This is a genomic window from Streptomyces sp. UNOC14_S4 (assembly GCF_020740835.1).
In the GTDB taxonomy this organism is placed as follows: domain Bacteria; phylum Actinomycetota; class Actinomycetes; order Streptomycetales; family Streptomycetaceae; genus Streptomyces.
Genome location: NZ_JAINFC010000161.1, coordinates 1 through 14,624 on the forward strand (window position 1 = coordinate 1; position 14,624 = coordinate 14,624).

The following is a 14,624-nucleotide window of genomic DNA, read 5'->3' on the forward strand; positions in this document are numbered from 1 at the left end:
CACCACCCTCCACCACACCCCCATCGGCATCTTCCGCAACACCCAACGCCCCGTCTACGACACCCAGATGACCGACCAACTCGACACCGCCATCGAGCAGAAGGGCAAGGGCGACCTCACCGCCCTCCTCCACGGCAACGACACCTGGACCGTCGTCGGCTGACGCGTCACAGGACCGGCGTGCTCGACGCGACGCCGGACGGGCCGGACGGGCCGGACGGGCTGATTTTCCGGCCCGTCCGGCGTTTGGGTGGGGGGCTACGGACGCGTACCCCGGTTACATGGGGGAATGGCCGCTTCCGAAGGCGTACCCGAGATCCGCGACCGGCTCGGCTACCGCGTGAAGTGCAAGCTGCTCGGTCGCCCTCTCGTCACCCAGGAGCTCGCCCGCGAGACCCTGTCCAACCCGCTCGCCCTGGGTGTCCTGGCCTCGGACTGCATCTCGTCGACCGCGTACGGCACCGAGGAGATACTGCTCATCCTGGTGCCGGTCGTCGGGGTCGCCGCGTTCACCCTGCTGCTGCCGGTGACCGGCGCGATCCTGTTGGTGCTGCTGTTCCTCACGCTCTCGTACCGCGACGTGGTGTCCGTCTACACCCGGGCCGGGGGCTCATACGTCGTCGCGCGGGAGAACTTCGGCCCGCGTGTCGCCCAGATCGCGGCCGTCGCGTTGCTCATCGACTACATCGTCACCGTCGCCGTGCAGACCGCCGCGGGCACCGACGCGCTGATCTCCCTCGCCCACCTCACCGGTGACGGCTACACCGGCCTCGACCACCTCAAACTCCCGCTCACCGTGGGTGTGGTGGTGCTGCTGATGTACGGGAATCTGCGCGGCATCCGGGAAGCGGGGCGCGCGTTCGCGGCACCCGCGTACCTCTTCATGGTCGCGGTCGCGCTGATACTGCTCGTCGGGCTCGGGCGTGCCCTGAACGGCGGCTTCCCGCAGGCGGACGTGCACGCTTCCGGCGCGGTCCCGCTCGGCACGTCCGGGCACGGCTGGCTCTACGGCGCCTCGCTGTTCATGGTGCTGCGCGCGTTCGCGAACGGCGGTTCGTCGCTGACCGGCCTGGAGGCGATCTCCAACGGCATCTCCGCGTTCCGCAAGCCGCAGGGCCGCAACGCCCGGCGCACCCTCACCACCATGAGCTGTGTGCTGGGTGTCATGGTGCTCGGCGTCTCCACGCTCGCCCACTTCACCCACGCGATCCCGTACGTGGACGGCAACCCGACCGTCATCGCGCAGGAGGCCCACCTCGTCTTCGGCAGCGGCTGGCTCGGCACGGCCGGGCTCGTCTACGTCCAGCTCGCCACCGCCCTGATCCTCTACACGGGCGCGAACACGCCCTTCACCGGCTTCCCGTTCCTCGCCAGCTTCGTCGCCGAGGACCGCTTCCTGCCCCGGCGGCTGACGCGGCGCGGGCACCGGCTGGCGTTCTCGGGCGGGATCATCTCGCTGACCGTCGCCGCGCTCGCGCTGGTGATCGTCACGCGCGGCAGCGTCGACAAGCTCGTCGCGCTGTACGCCATCGGCGTGTTCACCGGCTTCACGATGGCCGCCGCCGGGATGACGGCCCACTACTGGCGGCGTCCGGGCGAGACGCACCGGCACTGGAAGACGGGCGTCAACGTCGTCGCCGCCGTCGTCTCGGCCCTGGTCGTGCTGATCTTCGCCGTCACCAAGTTCACGGAGGGCGCCTGGCTGGTCGTGGTCGTCTTCCCGCTCGGCGTGTGGGCGCTGATCCGCATCAACCGCCAGTACCGGGAGGAGGAAGAGGCCCTCGGTAACGTCCCCGCCCTCACCACCGAGGAGCCGCACTGGCGGCGCCACCTGGTGCACATCCTCGTCGACGGCCTCGACCTGGCCACGGTCAAGGCCCTGCGGTACGCGCACGAGCTGCGGCCCGACGAGGTACGGGCCCTGCACTTCGTCATCGACGCGGAACGGGCCCGGCTGCTGGCCGCGAAGTGGGACGCGACGCCCGGCACGACCGTCCCCCTCGAACTCGTCGACTGCCCCGACCGCCGGCTGCGGCACGCGGTCGCCGCGCACGTGGCCCGCACGACGGCCGACGGGTCGACGGCGCTGACGCTGCTGGTCCCACGGCGGACGTACGGGCCGCCGCTGGGCCGCCTGCTGCATCCGGACCGGGGGGACGAGATGGCGAAGGCGCTGGAGCACTTCGCGGACGTGGCGGTGACGGTGCTGCCGTTCGACGTCACGCGCGCCGTACAGCGCTCGCGCGCCCAGCGCACGGGGTGACGCCGACGGGGCGCGGCTGCGCCCCTGGGCGCCTCGTTCTTCGCCTGCGGGCCGGTGGGCCCTGCGCCTACTGATGTGCCTCTTGTGCTCCGCGCGCGACCGCGGGTGCGTTGTGGCTGGTCGCGCAGTTCCCCGCGCCCCTACGGGGCGCGGTCAGGACCAACATGCGGTACGCACATGACAGGGGGAGCGCGCGGGGTTACCTTCGACGGAGCCGTCATGCCTCTGGAGCGCCCATGGACACCCCGCCGAAGAACGAGACCCGCACGGGCCTGCTGTGCAGCGTCGCCGCCTACAGCATCTGGGGCCTCTTCCCCCTCTACTGGCCTCTCCTCGAACCGTCGAGCGCCGCCGAGATCCTCGCCCACCGCATGGTGTGGTCCCTGGCCACCGTGCTGATCGCCCTGGCCGTCGCCCGCCGCTGGGGCTGGATACGCCCGCTGCTCCGGCAGCCCAGGCGCCTGCTGATGATCACCGTCGGCGCGGTGCTGATCTCCGTGAACTGGGGCGTGTACATCTGGGCCGTCAACGCGGGGCACGTCGTCGAGACGTCGATGGGCTACTTCATCAACCCGCTCGTCTCCATCGCCCTCGGCGTCCTCGTGCTGCGCGAGCGGCTGCGGGCCATGCAGTGGACGGCCGTGGCGGTCGGCGCGGCAGCGGTCGTCGTGATGGCCGTCGGCTACGGCAAGCCGCCGTGGATCGCCCTGTCGCTCGCCGCCACGTTCAGCACGTACGCCCTGGTCAAGAAGAAGGTCGGGCTGGGCGGCCTGGAGTCGATGGCCGCCGAGACGGCGGTGCAGTTCCTCCCGGCGCTGGGCTTCCTGGTGTTCCTCGGGGCGCGCGGCGGCAGCACGTACGCGAGCGAGGGCGTCGGGCACGCCCTGCTGCTGACCGGCACGGGCGCCCTCACCGCGCTGCCGCTCATCTGCTTCGGCATCGGGGCCGTGCGACTGCCGCTGTCGGTGCTGGGCATGGTGCAGTACCTCGCGCCGATCTTCCAGTTCGCCCTCGGCCTGTTCGTCTTCCACGAGGCCATGCCCGCCGAGCGCTGGGCGGGCTTCGCCCTGATCTGGCTGGCGCTGGCGCTGCTCACCTGGGACGCGCTGCGTACGGCCCGCGCCTCGCGGCTGGAGCTGAAGGCGGCCCGGAAGACAGCGCAGGAGACGGCGCAGCAGAACGCCGCCGTGAAGGTCGACGACGAAAACGTTCACACAGAAACCACAACCACCCCATAGGAATCAGAAGTCACAGCTCAGGGACGGCAGGACGGCATCCGATATCCGGAAACCGGCGTTCGGTGTCCGAAATCCGCCCTTGACGCACCCAAGGGGCACCCACAGCATCATGCTCACGTCAAACTGAGTCGGGAGCCCCCCATGCTTGAACTCACAGGACCACTCGACGGATCCGCCCGAAGAAGCCGCGCCGCAGCCTTCCTGGCCACCGGCGCGGCCCTCACCGCCACCCTCCTCGGCGTGGCCTCCGGCCCGGCCCTCGCGGTTCCCACCGCCGCGGGAAGCCCGGCAGCCGCGGTCTCCACCAGGACCAGGGCCGACGCGCCCACGATCCCCGTCGCCAACGTCAAGGCACACCTCAACCAGCTCCAGTCGATAGCCAACGCCAACGGCGGCAACCGCGCGCACGGCCGCAGCGGCTACAAGGCGTCCCTCGACTACGTGAAGGGCAAGCTGGACGCGGCCGGTTTCACCACCACCGTCCAGCAGTTCACCACCAGCGGCGCCACCGGCTACAACCTGATCGCCGACTGGCCCGGCGGGGACACGAACCACGTCGTCTTCGCGGGCTCGCACCTCGACTCCGTGAACGCGGGCCCGGGCATCAACGACAACGGCTCCGGCTCCGCCGGCATCCTGGAGGTCGCCCTCGCCGTCGCCCGTGAGGGCTACAAGCCCGACAAGCACCTGCGGTTCGGCTGGTGGGGCGCCGAGGAACTCGGCATGCGCGGCTCGCAGTACTACGTCAACAGCCTGCCGTCCGCCGAGCGCTCGAAGATCGACGGCTACCTCAACTTCGACATGATCGGCTCGCCGAACCCGGGCTACTACGTCTACGGCTACGACGCGAACCTCCAGAGCCTCTTCGAGGACTGGTTCGCGGCCAGGAACATCGCCACCGAGGTCGACCACGAGGGCGACGGCCGCTCCGACCACGCGCCCTTCCAGAACGTCGGCATACCGGTCGGCGGCCTCTTCAGCGGCGCCGACTACATCAAGACCGACGAGCAGGCGCAGAAGTGGGGCGGCACGGCGGGCCGGGCGTTCGACGCCTGCTACCACCGCTCGTGCGACACCTACGCCAACCTCGACGACACGGCGCTCGGCACCAACACCGCAGCGATCGCCGGAGCCGTCTGGAAGCTGAGTGGCGGCTCCTCCACCACGCCGCCGGGCGGCAAGGTCTTCGAGAGCAAGACGCGCGTCGACATCCCCGACGCGGGGGCGGCCGTCGAGTCCCCGATCGCCGTCACGGGCATCACGGGCAAGGCGCCCTCCGCGCTCAAGGTCACCGTCGACATCAAGCACACGTACCGCGGCGACCTCGCCGTCGACCTCGTCGGCCCGAGCGGGCGTACGTACCGGCTGAAGAACGCGGACAGCGGGGATTCCGCGGCGGATGTGAACGCGACGTTCACGGTCGACGCGGCGACGGAAACGGCGAACGGGACGTGGAAACTGCGCGTCCAGGACGTGGCCCCGCAGGATGTGGGCTACGTGGCGGGCTGGAAACTCACGTTCTGACCCCACGAGTACAGGGGGCCGCGCCCCGTCAGGGGCGCGGGGCTGTATTGCATTTGCGGCTCCGCCGCGTGGGCGCGACCAGCCCCCACCGGACCCGCAGCCGCGTGCCGAGCACAAGAGGCACCCCGGTAGGCGCAAAGGGGCCCGGGGGCTCCGCCCCCGGTTACGACGTCACGTCGCGTGACGTGAAGCGCGCCCACGCCGCCGAGAAGAAGACCGCCGCGTAGAGCGCCTGCAGGCGCGCGTTGTCCAGGAGCTGGTCCCAGTACACCGGCGCCCGCAGCAGATCCGCGAAGCTCAGCCAGTAGTGCGGGAAGAGATACGGCTGCACGGCGTGCAGCTGCGGGAACTGGTCCATGATCTGGACCGTGATGAGCAGCCCCACCGTCGTGGCCATGGCCGCGACGCCGCTGTTCGTCAGGGTGGAGACGAAGAGCCCCAGCGCCGCGATGCCGATCAGCGAGAGCGCGACGACCCCGGCGACGGCGAGGGCCCGCAGCAGGCCCTCGCCGAAGGAGACGTCCGTGCCGCTGATGAGCGTGACGTCGCCGAGCGGGAACAGCAGGGCGCCCACGGCCAGTGCCGACACGGCGACGACGAGCGTGGCCGCGAGGCAGAAGACCAGCGTCGACGCGTACTTGGCGCACAGCAGCCGGGTACGGCCGGCGGGGGCGACGAGCAGATAGCGCAGCGTACCGGCGTGCGCCTCGCCCGCCACGGAGTCGCCCGCGACCACGCCGATGGCCATCGGCAGGAAGAACGGCAGGGTCGCGGCCAGCGACGCGAAGACCAGGAAGAGCCCGTTGTTGGTGACCTGGCTGATGAACGCGGGGCCCGCCCCGTCGTGCCCGGCGGCCTCGCCGCCGCCCCGGGTCTCGATCTTCACAGCGACGCCGACGAGGACGGGCACCGCGGCGAGCACCCCGAGCAGGGCGATCGTCCGCCACCGCCGGAACACGGAGGTCACCTCGCTGCGGAAGAGCGAGAGCTGCCACAGCGGGGAGGCCGCGCGAGCCCCGCCCACGACGGCGTCAGCCTGCGACATCGAACCCCTCCCCGGTGAGTGCCACGAACGCGTCCTCCAGCGAGGCGCGCTCGGTGCCGAAGGCCCGTACCCGCACGCCGGCGTGGACGAGCGCGGCGTTGAGGTCCGCGAGATCGCACGCGCCGGGTGCGTCGCCGGTGACGCGGTCGCCCACGGCCACGAGATCGGTCACTCCCTGCTCCTTGAGGACGCGCACGGCGTCCGCCGTGTCCGGCGTGGTGACGGCCAGCCTGCCGCGGACGGACGAGGCCAGGGCGGCGACCGTGCCCTGGGTGAGCAGCCGTCCGCGTGCCATGACGGCCGCGTGCGTGCAGACCTGCTCGATCTCGTCGAGCAGGTGCGAGGAGAGAAAGACGGTGGTGCCGTCGGCCGCGAGCTCCCGCACGAGGGTGCGGATCTCCCGCATGCCCTGCGGGTCGAGGCCGTTGGTCGGCTCGTCCAGGACGAGCAGCTCGCGCGGCTGGAGCAGGGCGGCGGCGAGGCCGAGGCGCTGCTTCATGCCCAGCGAATACGCGCGGGCCTTCTTGCCCGCGGCGGCGGCGAGCCCCACCCGGTCGAGGGCGGCGCCGACCCGGGCGGCCCGGGTGCGGGGGTCCGCCGTCGGGTCGGCGGAGTCGAAGCGCACGAGGTTGTCGCGGCCCGACAGGAAGCCGTACAGCGCCGGGCCCTCGATCAGCGCCCCCACCCTGGGCAGCACCCGGCGGGCGGCGCCCGGTATGGCCGCGCCGAGCACCTCGGCGCTGCCGGAGGTCGGCGCGACGAGGCCCATGAGCATCCGGATGGTGGTGGTCTTCCCGGACCCGTTCGGCCCGAGGAAGCCGAAGACGCTCCCCCGCGGCACGAACAGGTCGAGCCGGTCGACGGCGGTCTGGCCACCGCGATAGCGCTTGGTGAGGGCGCGCGTCGCGATGGCCGCCGGTTCCGTGACGCTCTCCTCCACCGGCTCCCCCTGTTTCTCCTGCTCCCGCTACTACTTCGCCGCCTTGACCAGCGCTTCCTTGGTGACGGCACCCGCGTAGACCGTGCCGTCGTCCGTCACCAGGACGTTGACCAGGCGGGTGCTGAAGACGTGCCCGGAGCCGAAGGAGCCCGAGACCTTGGTGCCGAGGCTGTCCAGGAGGCTCCCGGCGGCACCCGCGTTCTTGCCGAGGGACCCGCCCTTGGCGGCCTTGTCCGTACCCGTCGGCGCCTTGAACTCGGCGATGGACGTCCAGCTCTTGCCGATGACGTTCGCGCCGTTCGCGCCCGGCAGGCCGTCCGCCAGGCCGCCCTCGTGGCCGCCCTTCCTGCCCTCGGGTGCCCGGTTCTCGTGCTTGTCCTCGGTGACCTTGGCGCCCTTGGGCGGGGTGAAGTCGAAGGTGCTCGCGGCCGGCTTGCCGAAGTCGACCTTGGTGAAGGCCGCGTCCACGACCGCCTTGCCGCCGCTCTTCGGGGTGAGCGTGAACTTCAGCGGCAGCCCCGTCTTCGCGTCCACCGCGATCCGGACCGCGCCGACCGTCGACTCGTCGGCCTTCGGCTTCACCACGAGCTGGTAGGCGTCCCGCCCTGCCACCTTGGCGGTGCCGTCGACCGTGACCGACGTGGTGTCGTCCGCGGCGGCGAGCGCCTTCTTGGCGAGCTCCTGCGGCGAGGCGTCCTTGAACTCCTGCGGGCCGGCGCCGTGTTTCGCGCCCGCCGCGTCGCGCGGGGCGGTCGAGTGGTGGACGGTGTTGGTGGCGCTGTCGTACGCCCACACCTGGTCGCCGTTGCGGACGACGCTGTACTCCGCGGCCTGCTCGACGATCGACATCCGCTGCTTGTCGGGGCCGTCGGCGGCGACGCGCAGCGTGTGCGAACCGGAGGCGAGCTCGGCGAGCTTGGCCTGCGGGGAGGTGGTGGCGTCCGGGCTCCCGCCCTTCGCGCCCTCCTTGCCGCCCTTGGCCATGCCCTCGCCCAGCGAACCGAGCGAGGCACCGCCCGGCAGCCCGGGCAGCCCCAGGTCGGTGGTCACCTTGACCGTGCCGGACAGCTGCTGCACGTCCGACTGGGCCACCTTGGCTATCAGGTCCTGTGCGGTGATCTTCGGCAGATCGGGGTCGCCGCTCTTCGCCAGGGCGGGGACGAGCCCGATCGTGGCCGCCGCGACACCGGCGATCGCGACCGGCACGGCGTAACGGACCGCCTTGCGACGGGCCGGTGAGCCGGTGTCGGTACCGAGCGTCTCGCGCGCATCCTCGGCGGCCTGGGTCGGTTCATTCCGTGCCATGTGCCAATACCTCCGTCGTCGGCGCCCCCGGGGCCCTGCCCATTGTGGCCCTGCCGCGGGTTGGTGGAGCAGTCTCAATTCCACCAAACGCGGCCGACTATGACGTCAGCCGCGGGGAGCACTTTCCGATACCTCTCCGGTATGACGCGGGGTTCTTTGGCGCCTACGAGCTCGGTCGGCTCCGTCGTCCGGCGACTGCGGGTCGGCGTCGGTTGCTCGCGCAGTTCCCCGCGCCCCTGACGGGGCGCAGCCCCGAAACAGGGGCGCGGGGAACTGCGCGACCAGCCACAACGGACCGGCAGTCGCACACCGACCTCACGAGGCACCCCAGTAGGCGAAACGGGGGTCCGGGGGCGCAGCCCCCGGTCACAGGAGCGGGGTCACCCCGCGCGGTGCACGACCGCGTCGCAGAGGTTCTCCAGCGCCGCCTTCGCATCGCACTCCGGCAGCGGCGCCAGAATGGCGCGAGCCTCCTGCGCGTAGCGGATCGTGTCGCGTCGCGCCTGCTCCAGCGCGGGATGCGCCCGCAGCCGCCGCAGGACCTCCGCGTGCAGGACGTCGTCCGTCAGGTCGCCGTCGAGGAGCTCGCACAGCTCCAGGTCGTCGGGCGAGCCGGTGGCCGCGGCCCGGGCGCGCAGGTGCAGGACGGGCAGCGTGGGGATGCCCTCGCGCAGGTCCGTGCCGGGCGTCTTGCCGGACTCGTGGGAGTCGCTGGCGATGTCGAGGACGTCGTCGGCGAGCTGGAAGGCCGTGCCGAGGCGCTCCCCGTAGTGGGTGAGGATGTCGATCGTGCGCTCGTCCGCGCCGGACATCATCGCGCCGTACCGCCCGGAGACGGCGATCAGCGAGCCCGTCTTGCCCGCGATCACGTCCAGGTAGTGCTCGATGGGGTCGCGGCCGTCGCGCGGGCCGGCCGTCTCCAGGATCTGGCCGGTGACCAGCCGCTCGAACGCCTCGGCCTGGATGCGGACGGCCTCCGGGCCCAGGTCGGCGAGGATGTGCGAGGCGCGGGCGAACAGGAAGTCACCGGTGAGCACGGCCACCGAGTTGCCCCAGCGGGCGTTGGCGCTGTCCACGCCGCGGCGCACGTCCGCCTCGTCCATGACGTCGTCGTGGTAGAGCGTGGCCAGGTGGGTGAGCTCGACGACGACCGCCGAGGGCACGACGCCGGGCGCGTACGGGTCGCCGAACTGGGCGGCGAGCATCACCAGCAGTGGCCGGAAACGCTTGCCCCCGGCGCGTACGAGGTGCTGGGCCGCCTCGGTGATGAAGGGCACGTCGCTCTTGGTGGCCTCGAGGAGGCCCTCCTCGACGGCGGCCAGACCGGCCTGGACATCGGCTTCAAGAGCCTGGTCCCGCACGCTCAGCCCAAAAGGCCCGACGACGGTCACGAGGGGTACTCCTGTCTGCCTGCGAACACGGGGATTGTCGATGTGTCGCTGTCTCCACCGAAAGTCAGCGTATCCGGTCGCCTGTGGATCACCGTGAGCGCCTTCCCGGGACGAGCTCTCCGGGCGGGCTCGCACACCGCCGTGCGCACTGACCTGTGCCCCGTCATGTCCTTGGTCACCCCTGCGCCCGTTCCGGCCCTGCATCCTCACATGCCGGACGGGCCATTTTCAGCCCGTCCGGCGATCGAGGCCCCGAGGACCCGGTTCAGGTCAGCGCGCCCACCGCCCTCGCCAGTCGCGGTGACGCGTATTCCGTACCGCACACGAAGCGCATCACGGGGCCGTAGCTCGCCGCCGCGGGCAGCCCGGTGAAGAACAGGCCCGGCACCGACGAGCGGTAGCCGGCGCCCAGCCGGGGCCCGCCCGCGCTCACCGCGAGCCGGGTGCGCAGCCCGTGTCCGAGGAAGTCCAGGGCGGCGAGATCCACGCGGTAGCCGGTCGCGGCGATGACGTGGTCGGCCGAGAGCTCGCCCTCGGTGGCCCCGTCCTCCCCCGCGAGCAGTAGATGCGGACGGCCGTCCTCCAATCGGACGCGGACGATCCGCTTACCCTCCGACACGGACACGTGTCCGACGAAACGGTCCCGCAGCCACCAGGCGCCGAGCGGGCCCAGCACCCGCCGGACCAGGTACTGCCGGGTCGGCGCCGGAAGATGGCGGAATCCGTCCGCGTAGTACGAGAACGCGTACAGCGACCAGGCCCGCCCGAACGGGGTGTCCGGCTTGAGCGGCGACTGCCCGTCCGGGGCGGCACCGAAACGGACCGCGCCCCTCCGGCGGGCGAGCACCCGCACCGAGGCGGCCCCGCCCTCCACCAGCAGCACGGCGCTCTCCAGCGCCGACTGCCCGGCGCCGACCACCACCACGTCCTGCCCGGCGAACGCCTTCAGGTCGGAGTGCTGCGAGCTGTGCGAGACCGGCCCGGTCGCCGACGGGCCGTCCGGCACGGCCGCGGCCAGCTCGGCCGGCAGCCGGGCGAGCCCGCTGAGGCCGGTGGCGACGACCACGGCACGCGCCGCGAACTGCTCGCCGGAATCCAGCTTGACCTCGAAATCCGTGGACCGGCGGTCCACGGAGACCACCCGCTCCCGTTCCAGGTCCGGCACCAGGCGCTCCTGGAACCACTCCCCGTAGCGCGCGAAGGTCTCGACCGGGATCATGTCCCAGTCCGACTCGTAGCGCCGCTCACCGGCGTCCCGGCAGAAGTCGAGCAACGTGTGCCCCGGCTGCGGGGCATCGATGTTCGAGGCCACCGGGGTGGACTTCAGGAACATGCCCGCGGGCATGTGCTCCCGCCAGCTCACCATCGGCGAGCCGAAGACACGGGTCCCTATTCCGTGCGCCCGCAGATGGGCAGCGGTCGACAGACCGTACGGACCGGCCCCGATCACGACGACGGGAAGTGTCACGAGTCCCCTCCCAGGGCGTTGTGTTCCACGCACTCGACGCACACGACGTACTCGAAACGCAGAAATAATGACGTGCTCGGAAAAGGCGGATGGAGCAGCGGATGGAGCGATGGATCTGAACAGCCTTGCTGAACTGATTCCCTGAATTCCCTCGGGTCGCGCTCACTCGGAGGCACCGACGGCGGCGCGGCGCGCGCGCCACAGCTGCCGGAGGTGCCGGAAACCCGGCCGGACGAACCGGGCGAGCATGGTGAAGAAGGGCTTCATGTCGTCCCGCGCCGCCCACGCCAGCTCCGTGCCGGTCGCGCGCGCGGGAGCGTGCGGGGTCGTATAGCCGCTGCGGCGGTACGCCGCGAGCGCGGGCAGGTCGATGTTCTCCACGACGAACCGGCGGCCGGCGAGCTGCTCGCCCTCCGGCACCTTGCGCCCGGTCAGGTCCAGGTGCTGGGCCCGTACGACGTCGACGCCCGTCTCGCTCTCGAAGAGGCGGAACTGCGCACCCATACGGGGGTTGAAGTCCAGCAGCTTGTACCGTCCGTCACGGCGGTCGAAGCGCCAGTCGAGGTCGATGATCCCGGAGAAGCCGATCTGCTTGATGAACTGCGCGGCCATGTCCGCCAGTTCGGGGTTGTCGACGACATACGCGTGGGCCGTCATGCCCGCGTGCGGGGGCCAGGAGCGCACCTTGACACCGGTGAACATCGCGAGCGGCGTGCTCTCGGCGTCGAAGTAGGCGTGCACGATCCAGTCCTCCGCCTGCTCACGGGGCAGGTACTCCTGGAGGATCACACTCGGCTCCGGGCCCCAGCCGTGCGCCAGGACGAGCAGTTCGCGCGGGCTGCCGATACGGGTCGTACCGTGCACCGCGGGCCTGCGCCGCCGCTCGAACGCCTCCCGGTTCTTCGCCACCAGGGGGAACCGGGCCCGCCCGGCGTACTCCTCGATCTCCTCGAACGAGGCGGGGAACAGAGTCTCCGGGGACGGCACCCCGTGCTCCACGCACAGCTCGTGCAGCCCCTGCTTGCTCGCGAGTCTGCGCGGCAACTCCCGCTCCACCGGCGGGAAGAGAAAGCTTCCGGACAGCTGACCGGCGTGCTCGGCGATGAGCACGGCCGCCTCCTCGTCGGTGGGGATGAGGACCGTGGGGCGCCCGATGCGCCGCCCGATGTCCAGCAGCCCGCCGACGAGCTCCTCGGCGCCCTCACGGCCCGTGGTCGGCCAGACGAAACCGCCCCGCAGATAGCGGGAGACGGCCGCCGGGGTCCAGCGGTCCTCGGTGATGGCGTACATGGGGACACCGAGTCTGCCGAGGCTGCGGATCGCCCCCACCCCGCCATGATGCAGGGGATAATCGCCGATCTTCACGATCAGGCCTGGAACGGACCGGTCCGCCGCGATGGGCGTGCTCCTGCTCGCCACCAGCATCCCCCTCGGTCACTCAAGCGCAGCGGCCCCCCCACTGTGCGTGACCCGATTAAGGACGCTACTTCGGAATTACCGGTTCCAGCAAGGAATTACCGGACATTGCTCGCCCTTTAGTGAGCGGTCGGACAGCGGTTCGGAGCAGGTGAACGGCGCACACCGGGCATGGGCACGGCCCATGGCACCGGCGTGCCCCACCGCACCTCTTCCCGCTACCCGTACGCGCTCCACGCCCTCTCCGCGCGCCCGGCCGCGCTCCCTCGCGATCACCCGGGGGTTGTGTGATCCCCCCTTGTTTGACGGCCGTCAGCACGTAGTGTGGGCACGGACCGTCACCAGGCGTCCCAAGAGGAGAGAGCGAGGCAGCAAGCCATGCCCGAGCACAGCCCCCGCGCGCTTCCCGAAGGCGACCCCTTCGGCGCGGACACCCTCCCGTACGGCGTGTTCTCGACGCCCGACGCGCCCGAGCACCGCCGGATCGGCGTCCGCTACGGAGCGTACGTCCTCGACGCGGCCGCGGTGGCCGCCGCCCACGGCTCCGCGTACGCCGACCTGCTGGACCAGCCGGTGCTCAACCCCCTGATGGCCGCGGGCCGCCCGGTCTGGCAGGCCGTCCGCGCCGCCATCCGCGGCTGGCTCGACGACGGGCAGGCCGACGACTCCTTCCTCCCGCTGGACGAGGTGACGCTGCACCTGCCCTTCGAGGTCGCCGACTACGTCGACTTCTACGCGAGCGAGCACCACGCCACCAACGTCGGCCGGATCTTCCGCCCCGACGGCGACGCGCTCACCCCCAACTGGAAGTACCTGCCCATCGGTTACCACGGGCGCGCGGGCACGGTCGTGGTCTCCGGCACCGACGTCCTCCGCCCGAACGGGCAGCGGAGAACCTCGGACGGGCCGGTGTTCGGCCCCTCGACACGGCTGGACATCGAGGCCGAGGTCGGCTTCGTCGTCGGCACGCCCGCGCCCGCGAACACCCCCGTGCCGCTCACGGACTTCCGCACCCACGTCTTCGGCGTCTGCCTGGTCAACGACTGGTCGGCGCGCGACATCCAGGCCTGGGAATACGTGCCGCTGGGCCCGTTCCTCGGCAAGTCCTTCGCGACGTCCGTCTCGGCCTGGATCACCCCGCTCGACGCCTTCGACGAGGCCCGCACGGCACCGCCGGAGCGCACCTACCCGCTGCTGCCGTACCTGGACGACTCCACGGTCGAGCCGGGCGGCATCGACCTGCGCATCGAGGTCACCATCAACGGCGAGACCGTCTCCCGGCCGCCGTTCGCCTCCATGTACTGGACGGCCGCGCAGCAGCTCGCCCACATGACCGTCAACGGCGCCTCGCTGCGCACCGGGGACCTGTTCGCGTCCGGCACGGTCAGCGGACCCGAGCCCGACCAGCTCGGCTGCCTGCTGGAGCTGACCCGGGGCAAGGGCCCGTGGCTGGAGGACGGCGACGTCGTCACCCTGACCGCGTGGGCCCCGGGCCCGAACGGTGCCCGCATCGGCCTCGGCGAGGTCACGGGCCGGATCGTGCCGGCCCGTTCCGACGCGCCCTGACCCCGGCGGCCACCGCACCGCGGCCCCCAGGGGGCCTCGCCCCCTGGCCCCGTCGGCCACCTGCGGCCCGGTGGGGGCTTGTCGCGCAGTTCCCCGCGCCCCTCAATGCCGCCTACGAGCTCGATGCGCCGCGTTCGTCCGGCGCCTGCGGGCCGGTGGGGACTTCTCGCGCCGTTCCCCGCGCCCCTGAAAAGCCGCCCACGAGCTCGGCCCGCTGCGCCCGTCCGGCGGCTGCCAGCGCGTCGTGGTTGCTCGCGCAGTTCCCCGCGCCCCTGACGGGGCGCGGCGGCCCGCCCGGCGCCGTAGCGGGGGCTTCGCCCCTGCACCCCAGCAGCAGCGGAGACACCCCCCTGCGGAGAGCCGACAGCGGACATAGCGGCCCCCTACCGGACAGCCGAAAACGGACGCAGGCGCCCCCCTACGGAAAGCCGACGTCCGGTGGAGGGGGCGCCTGCGTCCGTTTTCGGC

The 14,624-nt window shown here is 71.7% G+C and carries 10 protein-coding genes and 1 pseudogene; 5 read left to right on the forward strand and 6 right to left on the reverse strand.

The annotated features are described in order from the left end of the window. The 4 genes and pseudogenes from K6I34_RS16550 to K6I34_RS16565 all read left to right on the forward strand — a co-directional run. Positions 1-163 (forward strand): annotated as a pseudogene (locus K6I34_RS16550) (2-oxoacid:ferredoxin oxidoreductase subunit beta); the annotation flags it as partial. Positions 164-289: 126 nt separating this feature from the next. Continuing rightward, positions 290-2,263 (forward strand): APC family permease, encoded by a 1,974-nt coding sequence (locus tag K6I34_RS16555; RefSeq protein ID WP_229326857.1) that lies wholly within the window; start codon positions 290-292, stop codon positions 2,261-2,263. Positions 2,264-2,499: 236 nt separating this feature from the next. After that, the gene (gene rarD / locus K6I34_RS16560) at positions 2,500-3,501 is read left to right on the forward strand and encodes an EamA family transporter RarD (protein ID WP_229326858.1); all 1,002 of its coding nucleotides are present in this window, start codon (positions 2,500-2,502) and stop codon (positions 3,499-3,501) included. Positions 3,502-3,642: 141 nt separating this feature from the next. After that, positions 3,643-5,025, forward strand: coding sequence for a M28 family metallopeptidase (locus K6I34_RS16565; protein WP_229326860.1), 1,383 nt, complete (start codon positions 3,643-3,645; stop codon positions 5,023-5,025). 163 nt (positions 5,026-5,188) lie between these two features. Here K6I34_RS16565 and K6I34_RS16570 read toward each other — a convergent pair whose 3' ends face one another. The 6 genes from K6I34_RS16570 to K6I34_RS16595 form a co-directional block, all read right to left on the reverse strand. Further along, complete coding sequence (locus K6I34_RS16570) at positions 5,189-6,070, reverse strand: ABC transporter permease (protein ID WP_229326862.1); 882 nt, start codon at positions 6,068-6,070, stop codon at positions 5,189-5,191. Beyond that, positions 6,057-7,010, reverse strand: a complete 954-nt coding sequence (locus K6I34_RS16575; protein ID WP_229326864.1) for an ABC transporter ATP-binding protein — start codon at positions 7,008-7,010, stop codon at positions 6,057-6,059. The genes K6I34_RS16570 and K6I34_RS16575 overlap by 14 nt, the downstream gene beginning before the upstream one ends. Positions 7,011-7,040: 30 nt before the next feature. Then, entirely contained in the window at positions 7,041-8,315 is a 1,275-nt protein-coding gene (locus tag K6I34_RS16580) for a DUF2092 domain-containing protein (protein WP_229326866.1), read from the reverse strand. Between the two features lie 380 nt (positions 8,316-8,695). Then, the gene (locus K6I34_RS16585) at positions 8,696-9,706 is read right to left on the reverse strand and encodes a polyprenyl synthetase family protein (protein ID WP_229326868.1); all 1,011 of its coding nucleotides are present in this window, start codon (positions 9,704-9,706) and stop codon (positions 8,696-8,698) included. A 265-nt stretch (positions 9,707-9,971) separates the two neighbouring features. Continuing rightward, the gene (locus tag K6I34_RS16590) at positions 9,972-11,174 is read right to left on the reverse strand and encodes an NAD(P)-binding domain-containing protein (protein WP_229326870.1); all 1,203 of its coding nucleotides are present in this window, start codon (positions 11,172-11,174) and stop codon (positions 9,972-9,974) included. A 162-nt stretch (positions 11,175-11,336) separates the two neighbouring features. Next, the gene (locus K6I34_RS16595) at positions 11,337-12,593 is read right to left on the reverse strand and encodes an ATP-grasp domain-containing protein (protein ID WP_229326872.1); all 1,257 of its coding nucleotides are present in this window, start codon (positions 12,591-12,593) and stop codon (positions 11,337-11,339) included. Positions 12,594-12,968: 375 nt separating this feature from the next. Between K6I34_RS16595 and fahA the strand changes: the two genes are divergently transcribed. Continuing rightward, positions 12,969-14,156: a fumarylacetoacetase gene (fahA, locus tag K6I34_RS16600; protein ID WP_229326874.1), complete on the forward strand. Its 1,188-nt coding sequence runs from the start codon at positions 12,969-12,971 to the stop codon at positions 14,154-14,156. The last annotated feature ends 468 nt before the right edge of the window (positions 14,157-14,624 follow it).

What these genes read in the sequence shown, in the direction of transcription:
- K6I34_RS16555 (WP_229326857.1), top strand. Translation starts at nt 290, where the DNA reads ATGGCCGCTTCCGAAGGCGTACCCGAGATCCGCGACCGGCTCGGCTAC.
- rarD (WP_229326858.1), top strand. Translation starts at nt 2,500, where the DNA reads ATGGACACCCCGCCGAAGAACGAGACCCGCACGGGCCTGCTGTGCAGC.
- K6I34_RS16565 (WP_229326860.1), top strand. Translation starts at nt 3,643, where the DNA reads ATGCTTGAACTCACAGGACCACTCGACGGATCCGCCCGAAGAAGCCGC.
- K6I34_RS16570 (WP_229326862.1), bottom strand. Translation starts at nt 6,070, where the DNA reads ATGTCGCAGGCTGACGCCGTCGTGGGCGGGGCTCGCGCGGCCTCCCCG.
- K6I34_RS16580 (WP_229326866.1), bottom strand. Translation starts at nt 8,315, where the DNA reads ATGGCACGGAATGAACCGACCCAGGCCGCCGAGGATGCGCGCGAGACG.
- fahA (WP_229326874.1), top strand. Translation starts at nt 12,969, where the DNA reads ATGCCCGAGCACAGCCCCCGCGCGCTTCCCGAAGGCGACCCCTTCGGC.